Annotated in this window: 13 protein-coding genes; 6 read left to right on the forward strand and 7 right to left on the reverse strand. The window is 41.7% G+C overall.

Annotated elements, in window-relative coordinates; genetic code table 11:
• Positions 1 to 191 precede the first annotated feature (191 nt).
• Together LQZ07_RS23630 and LQZ07_RS23635 are read right to left on the reverse strand one after the other, a co-directional pair.
• A complete protein-coding gene (locus tag LQZ07_RS23630; protein WP_152785481.1) occupies positions 192 to 869 on the reverse strand; it encodes a class I SAM-dependent methyltransferase in 678 nt (225 codons plus the stop codon).
• 125 nt (positions 870 to 994) lie between these two features.
• Entirely contained in the window at positions 995 to 4,162 is a 3,168-nt protein-coding gene (locus LQZ07_RS23635; RefSeq protein WP_152785342.1) for an ABC transporter substrate binding protein, read from the reverse strand.
• A gap of 131 nt (positions 4,163 to 4,293) precedes the next feature.
• Between LQZ07_RS23635 and LQZ07_RS23640 the strand changes: the two genes are divergently transcribed.
• The 5 genes from LQZ07_RS23640 (at position 4,294) to LQZ07_RS23660 (ending at position 9,480) form a co-directional block, all read left to right on the forward strand.
• Positions 4,294 to 6,078: a polysaccharide deacetylase family protein gene (locus tag LQZ07_RS23640; protein ID WP_152785340.1), complete on the forward strand. Its 1,785-nt coding sequence runs from the start codon at positions 4,294 to 4,296 to the stop codon at positions 6,076 to 6,078.
• Positions 6,078 to 6,899, forward strand: coding sequence for a glycosyltransferase (locus LQZ07_RS23645; protein ID WP_152785338.1), 822 nt, complete (start codon positions 6,078 to 6,080; stop codon positions 6,897 to 6,899). The genes LQZ07_RS23640 and LQZ07_RS23645 overlap by 1 nt, the downstream gene beginning before the upstream one ends.
• A 78-nt stretch (positions 6,900 to 6,977) precedes the next feature.
• Positions 6,978 to 7,613 carry an HAD family phosphatase gene (locus LQZ07_RS23650; RefSeq protein WP_249483417.1) on the forward strand — a complete coding sequence of 212 codons (636 nt, stop codon included), beginning with the start codon at positions 6,978 to 6,980 and terminating at the stop codon, positions 7,611 to 7,613.
• A complete protein-coding gene (locus LQZ07_RS23655; RefSeq protein ID WP_152785336.1) occupies positions 7,606 to 8,688 on the forward strand; it encodes a hypothetical protein in 1,083 nt (360 codons plus the stop codon). The genes LQZ07_RS23650 and LQZ07_RS23655 overlap by 8 nt, the downstream gene beginning before the upstream one ends.
• Positions 8,689 to 8,727: 39 nt before the next feature.
• Positions 8,728 to 9,480: a glycosyltransferase family 2 protein gene (locus tag LQZ07_RS23660; protein ID WP_152785334.1), complete on the forward strand. Its 753-nt coding sequence runs from the start codon at positions 8,728 to 8,730 to the stop codon at positions 9,478 to 9,480.
• A 22-nt stretch (positions 9,481 to 9,502) separates the two neighbouring features.
• On the opposite strand, the gene LQZ07_RS23665 is transcribed toward LQZ07_RS23660, so the two are convergent.
• The 5 genes from LQZ07_RS23665 to LQZ07_RS23685 form a co-directional block, all read right to left on the reverse strand.
• Positions 9,503 to 10,591 (reverse strand): glycosyltransferase family 9 protein, encoded by a 1,089-nt coding sequence (locus LQZ07_RS23665; RefSeq protein WP_152785332.1) that lies wholly within the window; start codon positions 10,589 to 10,591, stop codon positions 9,503 to 9,505.
• Positions 10,592 to 10,625: 34 nt separating this feature from the next.
• Complete coding sequence (locus LQZ07_RS23670; RefSeq protein ID WP_152785330.1) at positions 10,626 to 11,807, reverse strand: CDP-glycerol glycerophosphotransferase family protein; 1,182 nt, start codon at positions 11,805 to 11,807, stop codon at positions 10,626 to 10,628.
• Positions 11,808 to 11,866: 59 nt separating this feature from the next.
• Positions 11,867 to 12,892, reverse strand: coding sequence for an L-threonine 3-dehydrogenase (gene tdh / locus LQZ07_RS23675; RefSeq protein ID WP_249483707.1), 1,026 nt, complete (start codon positions 12,890 to 12,892; stop codon positions 11,867 to 11,869).
• 2 nt (positions 12,893 to 12,894) lie between these two features.
• On the reverse strand, positions 12,895 to 14,088 hold the full coding sequence (locus tag LQZ07_RS23680) for a glycine C-acetyltransferase (RefSeq protein ID WP_152785326.1): 1,194 nt from the start codon (positions 14,086 to 14,088) through the stop codon (positions 12,895 to 12,897).
• An 82-nt stretch (positions 14,089 to 14,170) separates the two neighbouring features.
• Complete coding sequence (locus LQZ07_RS23685) at positions 14,171 to 14,815, reverse strand: TetR/AcrR family transcriptional regulator (RefSeq protein ID WP_152785324.1); 645 nt, start codon at positions 14,813 to 14,815, stop codon at positions 14,171 to 14,173.
• Between the two features lie 156 nt (positions 14,816 to 14,971).
• Here LQZ07_RS23685 and rfaD point away from each other — a divergent pair, with 156 nt between their 5' ends.
• Positions 14,972 to 15,928, forward strand: coding sequence for an ADP-glyceromanno-heptose 6-epimerase (gene rfaD / locus LQZ07_RS23690; protein ID WP_152785322.1), 957 nt, complete (start codon positions 14,972 to 14,974; stop codon positions 15,926 to 15,928).
• The last annotated feature ends 17 nt before the right edge of the window (positions 15,929 to 15,945 follow it).

Here is a 15,945-nt window from a genome sequence, read left to right on the forward strand (position 1 = left end):
TTGCATTTGGTTACACGCTAAGCCTAAGCAACTGTTTTTAATAAATAATTGCTATTTCCACTCGATAATTCCAAGTTGAAAAAAGCAGCGAATTGCCTGCAAAAAATTGAGCAATATCAAGGGATAAAACGATTATTTAAGTGGCTTTATCACTTATCAGCTCGACAAAGCCACGGTCAGTGAGCAAGCGACTAAATCAGTGAATAAATATCGAAGCGGTGGGTTTTAGTACTTAAATGGTTATGGGCAACTTTACCTGCTAGAGGTTCTGCATAACTGGGCCTTTTTACCACTACCCGTTTTTGTGCAACTTTCAACGCTTGCTCCAACAACAAGTCTGCATCCAAGTCGGCACCTACCAGTAACTGAAAAACTCGCATCTCTTTTTTAACTTGTGCAGATTTTTTCCGGTGAGGATACATGGGATCTAGATAAACCACGTCGGCCTGTAATTGTTGATGAGCAAGATCATCAATACTGCTTGCGTATATCAAGCGCATTCGCTCCGTAACCCAAGAGCCAATATCAGCATCTGCTTTAGCCCGTCGTAATCCGTCATCAAGTAAGGCTGCCACCCAAGGGGAGCGCTCTAACATGGTAACCTCACAACCAAGGTTGGCTAATACAAAAGCATCTCTGCCTAAACCCGCTGTGCCATCTATAACACTGGGGCGTTGACCTTTTTTTACACCAACCGCTTTACTCACCGCTTCTGCACCACCATATTGACGGCGATGGGCAACTCGGCCCGCTAGAAAGTCGACTTTAACGTCGCCCAATTTAGCCTCATCGCAGTAGCGCAAGGCTAAGCTCTCACCATCTAGCACCAAGCAAAAACCGGTTTCTGGCAGCTGTTCACATCGCTGCATAGCAAAGCGCTCTATTAAGCTATTGGCGTAGTCAGTGTCGGCGGATTGCTCACAATACAAACGTGGCTGCTGGCTGTCCAAGGCAGGGCTCCATAAAGAAATAAAACAAGTTTAACAGATGATGCTTAGTTCAGAACCAACATCTCAATAGGAACGGGCTTGCCAAAATGATAACCCTGCGCAAAATCGACACCGATATCGGCCAGCACCTTGTTGATAGCCTCGTTCTCAACAAACTCTGCAATGGTCTTCTTACCCATCACATGAGACATCTGATTAATGCTTTTTACAATGGCGGCATCCATATGGTCGTTTTCTAAATCACGAATGAAAATGCCATCGATTTTGAGGTAATCGATGGGCAAGTTTTTCAAGTAGCCGAAAGATGATAAACCTGAGCCAAAATCATCAAGCGCAATTTTACAGCCCAATTTACGCACCTTGTTAAAGAACTCGGTGGCAACGTCCAAATTAGCAATGGCCACGGTTTCAGTGGTCTCGAAACAGAGCTTGTTCATTGGCAGGGCACTATCTTCCAGCGTTTGTAGCAGCCAAGCTACAAACTCAGCACTGCCTAAAGACTGCCCAGAGAGGTTCATTGAGCACATATTAAGACGGGTTAAATGCCCAGGGTTTTCCGATAGCCACTGCAATGTTTTTTGAATGACAACTCGGTCGATTTGATCTGCTAGGTTGTAGTTTTCTGCCGCGGGTAAAAACGCCCCAGGAGGCACCACTCGGCCTTCCTCGTCGATCATTCTTAATAGAACTTCGTAGTGGAGGTAATCACTCTCACTCGGTTTAACCGGCACAATAGCTTGCGCGTACAATAAGAATCTTTCTTCACGTAGCGCTTTTTGAATACGGGTTACCCATTCCATCTGTCCTTGGCGCTCAAGCAACATCTGGTCGTCCATTTGATACAAATAAACGCGGCTACGGCCTAAAGATTTTGCAGTGAAACATGCGTTATCCGCTTGTGCCAACACCTCTTGAGAAGAACCCTGCTGCTGCTGGAATAGGGTTACACCGATACTGCAACCAAAACTGAACATCCGCTCATCACGAACGTAGTGAGTATCGTTTAGTCGGTCAATCACCAAGTTAGCGAAATCTAAGCTGCCTTGTTGCGAGCTATCTTCAAGTAAAATGGCAAACTCATCACTGCCCAAACGAGCCACCACGGCAGACTCTGGGATCATCTGTTCCAATACTCCGGCGACTTGCTTCAAGGCCTGATCACCCGAACCATGACCAAAGGTATCGTTAATCACTTTAAACTGGGCTAAATCGATAAAGAGCAAGGCGTGTTGCTGCTCACCAGATAATGATGAGTTAAGTAACAACTCTAAACGTCGCTCGAAGAATCCTCGATTATAGATGCCGGTGAGCAGGTCAAAATTGGCATGAAAATCAAGCTCTTCTGCCAAGCTACGGGTAGCAGTAATGTCTTCACACACCAACATGAATAAATCTTCTTCTGCCATTCGCACAAAAGATTCTTTAAACCAAAGCTGCTTATTATCACCATTGTTATAGGCGATCTGTCGGGTAACTTTATTACTGCCAATGCCTTCAAGATATTCTAACAAGGATACTTGCTGAGACTGCTCGGCATACAAACTACGAAGCTGAGATAACTCCAATTGTTTTTTAGACATGCCAAGATGTTTAGCAGCCACTTGATTACAGCAAACAATTACCCCCAAGCGGTTCACCAACATTAACAACGCCGGGCTTTGCTCAAACAACAAACGATAGTGTTGCTCACTTTGTTTAAGCTGACGATGCTCTAACTGAATTAACTCTAAATCTCGCAACTCGAGCAATACTTGTTCAACAATACCGTTGGTGGCGCTTTGTGGAGTTAGCGCAAAATCATAAAGTACATTGCGGCTCTCAAGGTTTAGCTCCGCTTGAAATCTGACTTTTTCACCGGCTAAACTTTTAGCAATGGCATCTCGCAGCTGCTGTTTTAAAGGCACTTGATGTTGCCACACATGGCTATCAAGCAAGGAATTACCCACGATGTAATTTGCTCGCTCGCCGAGTAACTCCATCAAAGCTTGGTTTAACAACTGTACGTGACCATTTTCGTCTAACAGAGCGCTGGCTTGCTCGGTAAAAGTAAATACTGACTGAAGATTTTGTTCATGCTCCGCTAACTCTCGTTGGGTGCGGGTTAAAGCTCGCCAAACTCCGTAAATAGCCAAACTAGCAAGTAGTAAAGTAATGCCCACTAACAAAGCGCCTTGATAACGCTGTGGCAAGGTTTTATAAGCTTGCTGATTAAGAAAATGACTATTCTCGGCCAAGTTACCGCGCGATACTTTCCAGCGGACTAGCTGCTTATTATCAAACAAATAGGTTTGAGGTCCACGGGCACTAATGGCAATGTCGCGTACATCAGTGCCTTGCAGCACTTGTAACACGGTGTCACCAAGTGCCTGACCCAATGGTTGCGGCAAACTAACAAAACCACCCACCGCACCATTACCTATCGCATGCTGCCATAGGCTATAAATAGGTGCTCTAGACACCATAGATAAAGACTGAACAGCTTGCTCTGTAAGCTGGGTATTACCAATTTGCGATTGCTGTAAAGCCCCCAACAATACTGCTTGCTTGGCACTTAGCAGCGAGGTTTTTGCTTTTACCTCTTCATAGTCTTGGTCTTGCCAAAGGGTATAAGGAATAGCAAATTGCTCAGCCAGCTGTACAAACTCTTTGGTGATTTCATTGCTAGCTTCGCTATCATCTACCAGTAAGTAAATAGCTTCTAAATCCGGGATTAGTTGACGGATAAGCAACAGATTTTCACGCATTGGCAGCTGTTCGTGAATCCCCGTTATACGCCGCTCCCTAGGTCCCATATAAGCCGATAAATCGGCTCCTGCAGCCACAATTGGCGCTTGAAGTATCGCTTCGTCTTGCAGGGCTAAAGCAGTGTGTAGGGCTTGCTCCCCCACAGTCACCACTAAATCGAATTGGTAATAAAGAATAATTTCATTTAGGAGATCGAACTGGGCTAAACGATAACTAGGGTCTTGCGAAGGGCTTGGCTCTATTCGGTGATTAAATAACCACACTGAACGATTACCCACTTGTTGACGCAAACCTCTGTCAAAGCTGGCATCCCACTGTAAACCTGCAGGATAAGAGTTCAGCATTAACACCCGAGCGGTGCGCGCTTCTGCTTTTAACGACAATAGCGCTAAACTAAGCAACACCAGCAACAAAATTGGCTTAATCACCTGATTCAGTGAATAGACTCTTATTAATGAATTACTCACAAAAATAAACGGCCACCCTTCACATTTATCACCAATTATTAAGCCTTTATCGACCTTGACACTATCACTAGGCGTAGCCAAGTCACTTCTGTAGAATATGTTACCAAATTGCAGCAAGGTCTATCATATTTATGAATATTTTGATGGCTCTATCACAACTCGAAGTGACCGGAGCCGAAGTCTACGCCACCCAAGTTGGCGATCGACTCACTCAACGGGGTCATCAAGTATTTTACGTATCAGATACCTTAAGTTGTCCGCATAAAGGCCAGCACTTTAGCTTGCGCTTTAACAAACGTAGTCTTCCTCGCAGAGTATGGCACGTATTGTATCTTATCTATCTAATTCTTCGATATAAAATTCAACTGGTACATGCACATAGCCGTGCTTCTGGGTGGTCTTCTTATATCGCCTGTAAGCTAACTAATACGCCAATGGTTACCAGTGTGCATGGTCGCCAACCAGTGCACCGCTCACGCAAAAAGTTTCACGCCCTCGGTTATCATGCTGTCGCAGTATGTGAAAACATCGCTCAGCAAATTATTCGTGACTTAGGTGTGCCTAGCGAACAAGTAAGTGTGGTTCGCAATGGTGTTGATAGCCAACAATTTTCTCCGCTCCCAGCTGCCAATAACGATAAACCGATTATTCAAATCATCGGGCGATTAACCGGTCCCAAAGGCGAGCTTGTTTATCAATTGCTTAAACAATGCATTGATTTAGATGCCAACCAAGTACAAGTGATTAGCGGTAGTAAAGTGGAGCCACGCTTTGCAGAGTTTGAAGATAAGGTAGAATTTTGCGGATACAGCGACAACATTCGCTCGACAATTAGCCAAGCGGATTTGGTTATTGGTGCCGGGCGGGTAGCCATGGAAGCCTTGTTGTGCCAAAAGCCGGTGTTTGCGGTGGGCGAGGCAAAAGCTCTTGGCTACATCAGCTTAGACAACCTGCCAGCGGCCCTCGCTAGCAATTTTGGCGATGTTGCCGACGACGGTAAAACAGAATTAGATATTGATTACCCAAACTTGGCTGAGCAATTAGCTAGTTTTGGTGAGCAACATCAAGTAAGCAAGCAACTGGTAGCAGCAATAAAAGCTGAGTACGATTTAGATGCAGTATGCCAGAAGCTATTAGAAACCTACCAAAGTGCTTACGTATATACCAAGCAACAAGAAGTCCCAATCATCATGTACCATCGCGTCACCCAAGATGATAGTCAAAAGGGATCCTATGGCACTTACGTAACGGTTGAGCGTTTAGAAGAGCATTTTCAAACCATTAAACGCATGGGCTTAACTCCCATCACCTTTAGTGAGTTAGACAAGATAGGCCTAGAGCATCGTTTTAATCACGGTAAGCGCTATATCATTCTCACCTTCGACGATGGTTACCAAGATAACTTCGACTTGTTGTTACCCTTGCTGAAGAAGTATCAGTTCAAAGCGGTTATCTACGCAGTAACAGGCACCGATCATAATCGCTGGGATGTTGAACACCCCACTAAACCTGACCAACGTTTTGAGCTAATGAGCCATCAAACTATGCGCGACATTGATCAAAGTGGCTATGTTGAAATCGGTGGGCATACACTCAATCACCCAAAACTAGCAGAGCTAGATGAAAATGAGCAGCAAAAAGAGATCGAACAAAACAAAGCTGAGCTAGAAGACTTGCTGGGTAGAGAGCTAACCACCTTCGCCTACCCATATGGTAATTATAATCAGTTGACCCAAAAATTGGCGAAGCAAGCAGGCTATACTTACACGGTAGCGACAGATTCTGGCCCAGTAGGCATGCACCAAGATTTACAACAAATACGACGGATCGTGATGTTTCCAAGTACCACTAAGTTTGGCTTGTGGCGGAAAATTAAAGGGAATTACACCTATAGAAAAGCAAACAAGGCAAATTGATGAGTAAAAATAACGTTCTTAAAGCCTCAGTCGTCATCGCCTTTTACAATAATATTAAAGCTTTAAAGTTGGTTATCCGTGCATTGGAAACACAAAGCATCGCGGATTTTGAGGTAGTGATTGCAGACGATGGCTCTAACAGCACAACTGTGGAGCAATTAGAAGTGCTGCAACAAAATAGCCACTTACAGATTCAACATGTTTGGCACGAAGACAAAGGCTTTCGAAAAAATCGATGCCTGAATTTAGCCGTACAGGCAGCTAAAAATGAATACCTAATCTTCATTGATGGTGACTGCGTACCACAAACTCATTTCGTAGAAGACCACTTGAGTGAAGCTCAGTTAGGCCGTTGTTTAAATGGCCGTCGTGCTGATTTATCGCCTAAAATGACACAAATTTTATTTAAAACTAACCAGCCTGCACATTTCGTCAAGTCACATTTATGGCAGCTCCTCTGGAACTATGTGAGGGGAGGCGGAAAAAATATCGAAAAAGGCATACGAATACCTTCGGATAAGATCCGAAAGTATCTACAAAAAAAGAATAAAGGCATCGTAGGCTGCAATTTCTCATTGCACAAATCTGATTTACTAAGTATTAATGGCTTCGATAAACGTTACGAAGCGGCAGGAACAGGCGAAGACAGTGATGTAGAATACCGATTAAGACTAGTTGGGATAGAAATACACCCATTGTTTTATAAAGCGACTCAAGTTCATATTTATCATTCTGAACTACCACGTTCTAGTGAGAATGATGCTTTATTTACTAAAATTAAAGCGGAAAAAAAAGCTTGGACAGAGTTTGGAATAAATTAACACAAACATTAAATGACAAAGTTACCAAGTAACAAGGTTTCAGCATTCAATGATCAGTAACACTTGGGAGTTCTTTTTGTGAGCAATAAAATCAAAGCCGTAATATTCGATATGGATGGGGTTCTGATAGATGCCAAAGACTGGCATTATGAAGCTCTAAATAAGTCATTGGCTATTTTCGGTTTAGTAATTAGTCGTCACGATCATTTAGGTACTTTTGACGGCTTATCTACTGCACAAAAACTTAATATATTATCTAAAACACATGTGCTACCTAAAGAATTACATGGTTTTGTCAATGAAATGAAACAGCAATATACCATGGACATAACCCATCAACTTTGTAAGCCTGTTTTCCATCACCAGTATGCGCTTTCAAAGTTACAAAAAAGTGGATACAAACTCGCTGTAGCTTCAAACTCGATAAGAAACACTGTAAAAGTCATGATGGAAAAATCCACTCTGATCGAGTATTTGGACTTTTATTTATCTAATCAAGATGTGAGCAAAGGTAAGCCAGATCCTGAAATCTACCACACTGCAATTTCTAAATTAGGTTTATCGGCGAAGGAATGCGTGATTGTTGAAGATAATGAGATAGGATTAAAAGCAGCTAGAGCCTCAGGTGCGAATGTCCTTAAAGTTGACACCATTCACGATGTTACTTATGACAATATTAAGTCGTTCATAGACGAGGTGGAAAGCAATGATTAACATTTTGGTTCCACTCGCTGGGAAAAACACATTTAAAACAAACGCTTTAAACACCTTTCCCAAAATACTCAGTGACGTCGGTGGTCAATTACTCATTGAACGGGCAGCAAAGCCCTTCATAGATTTAGCCCTCGACACAAAAATCGTAGTCGCAATACCAAAAAAGGAATCAGAAGAGTTTAGACTCAACAGGGTTCTTCCACTATTAGGTGACAATATCACTTTATGTAATATCAATAGCCAAACTCAAGGAGCAGCCTGCTCCGCACTACTAACTATTGAAAATATAGATCTAGATTCACCGTTAATTATTACTAGCTTTGAACAAGTGTTAGATTTTGAATTAACACCTCTAATCAAAGACTTTATAGACAATAAAGTGGACGCTGGTGTTTTGACTTTCGAAGCTATACACCCCAAGTGGTCATACGTAAAAGTTGATGAACAACAAATGGTAACCCAAGCCGCTGAAAAAATGCCTATTAGTAGAAACGCAATTGCTGGTTTATTTTACTTTAAAACAGCTAGGATGTTCTTCGATGCGGCACAAGCAATGATTCGTAAAGATGTAAAAACCAATAACCTGTTCTATATTGCTCCCACCTTAAACGAAGTAATCCTAAACGGTGGTAGAGTTAAAGCATTACCGATCAATAAAAACCACTATTATCATATCAACGATGATCACTCTCTAGAAAATTTTGAAGATAATATTATCTCACAGAAAAATAGTGCAAAAGATATTATAAGCAAAGCGACGATGAGTATCTTAAAATGCATCAATCAAAAAGATCACTCAGCCTTAGTGGCGTTCTTAGCTGATGATGTAACCTTTTTCGGCCCCAACATTGAGGTTTCAGGTTTTGACAAAGTGAGTGGACTTATCAAGTCGGCATTAGTAAACAATGACAACTTTGAGCTAATATCAAATAATCATTTCATTGCTGACAACAATAAAAGTGTTGTTGAATTTGAACTACTTAATAAAAGCAGTAAGCAAACTGGTGTTGTGATTATTCATTGGAGAGAAAAAAACAAAATATCAAAACTAACGCTTTATGCTTACTCTGTGTAAACCCATTATCGTTCTATGTCTAAGCAACAAAGGAAACATATGCTGAATATTGTTATCCCAATGGCGGGTAAAGGTAGCCGCTTTGTCAATGCCGGATTTACGCAACCAAAGCCATTAATAGAGATTAATGGTAAAAAAATGATTGAAGTAGTCATTAATAACCTTAAGCCAGCTTGTGAACATCGTTTCATATTTATATGTCAAAATGAACATATTAAACGCTATAATCTACACCAAATATTCTCAGAGTCATGTAATAACTTTGAGGTAGTGGGGATTGATGGGGTCACTGAGGGTGCTGCAATCACTGTACTAAAAGCCCGAGAGTTTATTAATAACGACTCTCCTTTGATGATTGCCAACTCCGATCAATGGGTTGACGCAGATATTAACGACTACTTGAATGATATGACCTCAAGAAACTTAGACGGCACAATGTTAACGATGAAAGCCAATGATGAAAAATGGTCATACGCTAAACTGAACAGTGAGGGTTTCGTCAGCGAAGTGGTTGAAAAAGTAGTGATATCAGATGAAGCCACAGTGGGTATTTACAATTTTGCTCAAGGAAAGACCTTTTGCCAGCATGCTGACCACATGGTTGAAATGAATATTCGTAGTGCCGGAGAGTTTTATGTTGCGCCTGTATATACATTTATGGCTCAAGATGGAGCAAAAATAGGTATATACAATATTGGTGAAGAAGCAAATGGCATGTATGGACTTGGAATTCCAAGCGATTTAGAGCTCTTTCTACGAAATAAAGTAAGTAAAAAGGCGACGTCTTTTTGATTAACAGCCAGCGGCTATTAACTTAAGCTTTATTCAATAAAATCGTTACTTCGTCCAAAAATTTGGCGAGCTCAAACTCGCCAATGTTCACTTCTTCATATTCATTAACAGCAGCACGCGTAAATAAGGTAATTGCTTTGCTGTAGTTAGGACTCCACTTCTTGTAATTATCTGGATCTTGACGGTAAATAGCTAATAGAGGTTTATTATAAACATTTGCTAAATGCACTGTAGCTGTATCTACACTCACTAAGGCTTTACAGTGCTTAATCAATGCTGCATTTTGCTCAAAACTTTTTGTTTCACAAAAACAAAAAACACCATCTATATCTGCTGATATCTCATTAACTAACTGTTGGTTAGCAGGCGAGGCGAGTATCACTAGAGGCAGCTCGTTAAACCTGTCACGTAAAGCGTAGGCTACTTCACGTAAACGCTTTGCAGTAAAAGTGCGTTTGGTGGTGTTACCTGCTGGGTTTAACGCAATATAATGGCCTTTTCGGTCACCTAAAAAATGTAATATCTCCTGTTCTACTTTATCGGGTAAATTAAACCGATAACTTAAATCGCTAAGCTCAAAGCCCAAAGCACGAGCCGACTCAACAAAATAATCTTGGCTATGCTTTCCATGTACAAGTTTTTGGATATTAACGTTGATTAAACCGATATTGGGAAGTAAGCCAACGACAGCTTTAGCATTCAAGCATCGCAGCATCAAAAAATCTCTAGGCTTTAATACTTCAGTTAAAAATACCACTGCATCATAATTGGGTAATTGACGAATAAGACTATTTACCTTCCATATCTTAGCCCGCTTTGGGTAGCAATGAACATTGTCAATAAATGGGTCATTGTTGAATATGTGCTCTGAATTGGGAGTACATAAAACTCCTATATTCAACGAAGGCTTGCAAGCCTTCATTTCTCGATAAACAAAAGAAGAAACAATGCTATCACCAAGCTTGCCGTCACCTCGAATAAATAACACACTATTAATGGTGCTGCTTGGCTGATAATTGGCAGTAGTTTTGTCAAAGAGTAGTTTGCCTATTACAAAACTTAGCTGCTCTCTAAGCTTTAACAAACGGCCAATAGTTAAATCTTTAATCAAAGCTCTCACCCTTACTTAACAAAAGTACCATCGTTTAAGTTTTACAAAAATCATTAATAGCTTGATAAACTCGGCGACAATTCTCTCTATCTTGGAATGTAAAATAGTCTTTTATTTTTTCTTTATGTTCATTAGGCAAGGTAAAACTTTCAGCAAACACTAGAGCAATCGTTTCTTCCAACTGAGCCAACTGAGTAACTACGTAACCTGGCAATTCCGTTCTTATATCGATGAACGCTTTATGCTTACGTGCCCCCACAAATTTGTCATAATCAAATTGGTAAGAAATAAATGGCTTGTCCATATAGACAAAATCACACACTACGCTAGAGTAGTCGGTCACCAATAACTTAGCCATTTTAAGCAGCTGAGTAACAGAAAACTCACCCTGTCGAATAATATGAACACGCTCAGAAGTATACTCATCAAAGTATTTAGAATAGTGTTGAATATTTTGGTGAAGATATATCGCTATATGCGCATCATTCTCTTGCAAAGACTTATTTATCTCGAGGCTACATAACATATCTCTAGTATGTTTAAATAAATCAGTCTCTTTAAACTTGTCTCCCAACTTTTGTTCTTTGTCCCTAAAGGTAGGCATATATAAAACTAAGTTCGACCACTTAGACTCATTACTTGTGTCCACCAAGCTATCAAATCTAGGGTATCCAGTGATGCTCACCTCTGAGTCTTTATAACCATACTCCTCAACAAAAATACTTTTTTCTTTAGCCGAGGCTGAGAGAAATAGGTCGTTAAGTGTAAATATAGATTTGTGGTAAAAGTCTTTACCATTTTTGAAGAAGCCGATGCCGTGATTCAACATCACGCGCTTTGCTTTTAAAGTTTTTAAGGTTAATTTCTTTAATAGGCCAAGTTCATTTGGCAACATCCATAAACCATGAGTAGAAATAATAGCTTCAGCATGATACATGTAAAACAGCTGCCGAAAAGACCCCAAGGCTAACCATTCTTTATCATTATCAAACTGACTAATAGATGGCGAATGCCTATCAATTACATAACGAGCATCAATGTCCTTGGCATGCTGTTTCAACCAGAGGAATAATTCATAGCCATTTTCTTGAGCTTGAGTTTGCGTTTCGCATAACAGCCAAACTCTCTTTTTAAAAAAAGGTTTAGTTAAATAATAAGCAATTCGAGTAACTTCTGCGACAAAGGTTGCTGATGCCACTTTAACTAAATTAGCCATTTTTCTTCCTATTAAACTAGAGGTTTGAGCTTACCAACTCTTAAAAGTGTTTTTATTTTTTATCGCCAATCCAATATAACTTTGCCACTTTGTCCTGAGCGCATCGCATCAAAACCTTGCTGAAAATCGTCAACACTATAATGATGGGTAATTATTGGGCTTAAATCGAGGCCAGATTGTACCAAAGATGCCATTTTATACCATGTTTCAAACATTTCTCGGCCATAGATTCCTTTAATCACCAAGCCTTTAAAAATAACTTGGCTCCAATCAATCCCCATATCACTAGGCGGAATGCCAAGCATTGCCACTTTGCCACCATGATTCATCAGCTCTAACATAGAGCTAAAAGCGCTTGGCACACCGGACATTTCTAGGCCTACATCAAAGCCTTCGGTCATGTTGAGTTCGTTCATGGTATCTTTCAACGAATGCTTGGCAACATTAACTACCCGAGTTGCTCCCATTTTTTGGGCTAGGTCCAAGCGGTAGTCATTTACATCAGTTACCACCACATGGCGCGCACCAACGTGCTTACAAATAGCCGCAGCCATTACACCAATAGGGCCGGCACCGGTAATCAATACATCTTCACCCACTAAATCAAACGACAAGGCACTGTGCACTGCGTTACCAAACGGGTCAAAGATAGCGGCTAAGTCGTCACTAATCTCATCGGGTAGTTTAAAAGCGTTAACTGCAGGAATAACCAAGTATTCAGAAAAACAGCCAGTACGATTTACGCCAACTCCAACAGTATTGCGGCACAAATGAGTACGCCCGCCCCGGCAGTTGCGACAATGGCCACAGGTGATGTGCCCTTCGCCAGAAACTCTATCTCCCACCGAAAATCCACGTACTTCTTGGCCAATATCTACAACTTCTCCTGCATACTCATGGCCTATCACCATTGGCACTGGAATAGTCTTTTGTGACCACTCATCCCAGTTATAAATATGCACATCGGTACCGCAAATAGCGGTTTTATTTATCTTAATTAATAGATCGTTGTGACCAAGTTCTGGCATCTCCACCTGGGTCATCCAAATCCCCGGTTCGGTTTTTAACTTGGCAAGGGCTTTAATGCTCATTCAATCACCCCCAAATCTTTACCGACTTCTGTGAAGGCTGAAACAGCATGTTCTAGTTGCTCGTGTGTATGCGCTGCTGAAATTTGTGTACGGATCCTCGCTTGGCCTTTAGGTACTACAGGGAAAGAAAAGCCAATCACGTAAATGCCGCGCTCAAGTAATTTGTCGGCAAATGTGCTTGCCAGTTTAGCGTCACCTAACATCACAGGAATGATGGCATGATCTGCGCCAGCTAAAGTAAAGCCCGCTTGGCTCATCTCTGTTCTGAAGTATTCGACGTTATCCCACAGCTGTTTACGCAGAGCATCTCCTCCAGCGAGTAATTCCAATACTTTAAGAGACGCACTAACAATGGCCGGCGCCAGCGAGTTAGAAAAGAGGTAAGGACGCGAACGTTGACGCAACCAATCAATCACTTCTTTTTTGGCTGAAGTAAAACCACCAGAAGCGCCGCCCATGGCTTTACCTAAAGTGCCGGTAATAATGTCTACTCGCTCCATCACTTGATGATACTCGTGAGTGCCACGGCCATGTTCACCTACAAAGCCAACGGCGTGAGAATCGTCAACCATCACCATGGCATCATACTTATCAGCTAAATCACAAATTCCTGGCAAGTTGGCAATCACGCCGTCCATGGAGAACACGCCATCGGTGGCAATCAGCTTAAAACGCACTCCCGCTTCATCGGCGGCTTTTAAGCATTGCTCCAGCTCTGCTAAGTCGTTATTGGCATAACGAAAACGCTTTGCTTTGCACAAACGAACACCATCAATAATCGAAGCATGGTTTAGTGCATCAGAGATAATCGCATCCTCTGGACCCAATAAGGTTTCAAAAAGCCCAGCGTTGGCATCAAAGCAAGAAGAATACAAAATCGTATCTTCCATACCCAGAAACTCACTCAAGCCTTGCTCTAAGCGTTTGTGAATATCTTGAGTACCACAAATAAAACGCACCGAAGCAGCACCAAAGCCGTGGCTATCTAAACCCGATTTGGCTGCCTCAATAAGAGCGGGGGAATTGGCTAAGCCCAAGTAATTGTTAGCACAAAAGTTAACAACTTGGCCTTGTTCAACAGCGATAGCGGCTTGCTGCTGCGAGTTGATTACTCGCTCATGCTTATATAAACCGTCATCTTTTACTTGTTGTAAGAGCTGAGAAATGTGTGCTGAGAAAGCGGCTGTCATGGCAAACCCTATTTAAATCCAGAATAATAGCTGAATTATAGTGTTTTATTTGGCAAATACAGCCTTAAATCTAAATTAAAAACTATTCACTGCGTTCAGCACATTTTACGTAATGTTGATGCAAATCTTGATAGATATTTTGAGACTCCTCAGTGAAGTATGGGCGTAAGGTAAACAAGATTTTAAGCACCCCTTGATACAACCGAGGTTTGGTGATTTCGCCACCTTTTAACTGAGCACTTTGGTAGCCAATCCAAGCACCAATAATAAACTTAACGCTGTCGGCTAACTCAGCCATTGTTGCATCGTCACCACTTAGAAAGCGACTCTCGCGTAACTGAAAGAGAATATCTCGGCTCCAATTAGCGAGTTCTAGCTGCAAGGCTTGGTATTTCTGTTCTAGTTCAGCATCTCGCGCCAACAGTTCTAACAAGTTGGCGTACATAAAACGAAAACGCCACATTAGCTCAAAGCTGGCATCCAAGTACTGCGTTAAGTGTTCTAGGCTTAACCGTTGATCAGCATGAGGACGAAAGCTGCTTTCTAACTGAGCCACGTATAAATCGAAAATGCTGCGGATAATTTCTTGTTTGTTACTGAAATGGTAGTAAAGATTCCCGGGGCTAATGCCCAGCTCGGCGGCGATATGATTGGTAGTGATTTGTCTTTCGCCGCGCTCGTTGAAGAGTTTGAGAGAAGTATGAATTATTTTGTCTTTAGTTTTCATTTGGCTAAAAAGTTCTCAATGATATTACGTTGATACCTGCAAACGCTGCCAAAATCCAGTTTTTATTAACTAGATTCAACTGGAGGCACAATTGCTATTCCCCTCGCCACAGCATAAAATCCTTAGATTAACGGCAATTTTTGGAATGGCAGTATTATGATTATCGTAACAGGTGGCGCAGGCTTTATTGGCGCAAACATTGTAAAAAGTCTCAACGAACAAGGCCATAATGACATCATTGTGGTTGATGACCTAAAAGACGGCACCAAATTCGTCAATTTGGTTGATCTAGAAATCGCTGACTACCTTGATAAAGACGACTTCATAGCTCGTATTGTTTCTGGCGAAGATATTGGCGCTGAATACGGCCAAAAAATTGAAGCCATTTTTCATGAAGGCGCTTGCTCTGCCACCACGGAGTGGGACGGCAAGTACATGATGGAAAACAACTACGAGTACTCGAAAGAGCTATTGCATTACTGCTTAGATCGTCGCATTCCGTTCTTATATGCCTCATCTGCCGCCACTTATGGTGACACAGAGATCTTCAAAGAAGAGAAGCAATTCGAAGGCCCACTTAATGTATACGGTTATTCAAAGCTGCAGTTTGATAATTACGTGCGCCGTTTGTTACCCGAAATTGACTCTCAAGTTGTGGGCTTTCGCTACTTCAATGTATACGGTCCTCGCGAGCAACACAAAGGCAGCATGGCCAGTGTGGCTTTCCACCTAAATAACCAAGTTAATGATGGGCAAAACCCTAAATTATTTGAGGGTTATGACGGCTATGGTAACGGCGGACAAAGCCGCGATTTTGTATACGTAGGCGACGTGGTAAAAGTAAACCTATGGTTCTGGAAAAACCCAGACCAAAGCGGTATTTTCAACCTAGGTACAGGCCAAGCAGAACCTTTCCGTGCGGTGGCTGAAGCGGTAATCAACTATCACCAAAAAGGTGAAATTGAGTACATTCCGTTCCCTGATCACCTAAAAGGTCGTTATCAAAGCTTTACCCAAGCAAATATCGACAAGCTGCGCGCAGCCGGTTACGCAGAACCATTTAAAGATGTTGCTCAAGGGGTCGCTGAATACATGGCCTGGCTAAACAAGTAACAAAAAATACTCAAGGG

This window comes from Agarivorans sp. B2Z047 (assembly GCF_023373605.1).
Lineage (GTDB): Bacteria > Pseudomonadota > Gammaproteobacteria > Enterobacterales > Celerinatantimonadaceae > Agarivorans > Agarivorans albus.

Excerpts from the sequence above, each read along its gene's own strand:
- LQZ07_RS23630 (WP_152785481.1), bottom strand. The coding sequence starts at position 869 with ATGCAGCGATGTGAACAGCTGCCAGAAACCGGTTTTTGCTTGGTGCTA.
- LQZ07_RS23640 (WP_152785340.1), top strand. The coding sequence starts at position 4,294 with ATGAATATTTTGATGGCTCTATCACAACTCGAAGTGACCGGAGCCGAA.
- LQZ07_RS23645 (WP_152785338.1), top strand. The coding sequence starts at position 6,078 with ATGAGTAAAAATAACGTTCTTAAAGCCTCAGTCGTCATCGCCTTTTAC.
- LQZ07_RS23655 (WP_152785336.1), top strand. The coding sequence starts at position 7,606 with ATGATTAACATTTTGGTTCCACTCGCTGGGAAAAACACATTTAAAACA.
- LQZ07_RS23660 (WP_152785334.1), top strand. The coding sequence starts at position 8,728 with ATGCTGAATATTGTTATCCCAATGGCGGGTAAAGGTAGCCGCTTTGTC.
- LQZ07_RS23670 (WP_152785330.1), bottom strand. The coding sequence starts at position 11,807 with ATGGCTAATTTAGTTAAAGTGGCATCAGCAACCTTTGTCGCAGAAGTT.
- LQZ07_RS23680 (WP_152785326.1), bottom strand. The coding sequence starts at position 14,088 with ATGACAGCCGCTTTCTCAGCACACATTTCTCAGCTCTTACAACAAGTA.
- LQZ07_RS23685 (WP_152785324.1), bottom strand. The coding sequence starts at position 14,815 with ATGAAAACTAAAGACAAAATAATTCATACTTCTCTCAAACTCTTCAAC.
- rfaD (WP_152785322.1), top strand. The coding sequence starts at position 14,972 with ATGATTATCGTAACAGGTGGCGCAGGCTTTATTGGCGCAAACATTGTA.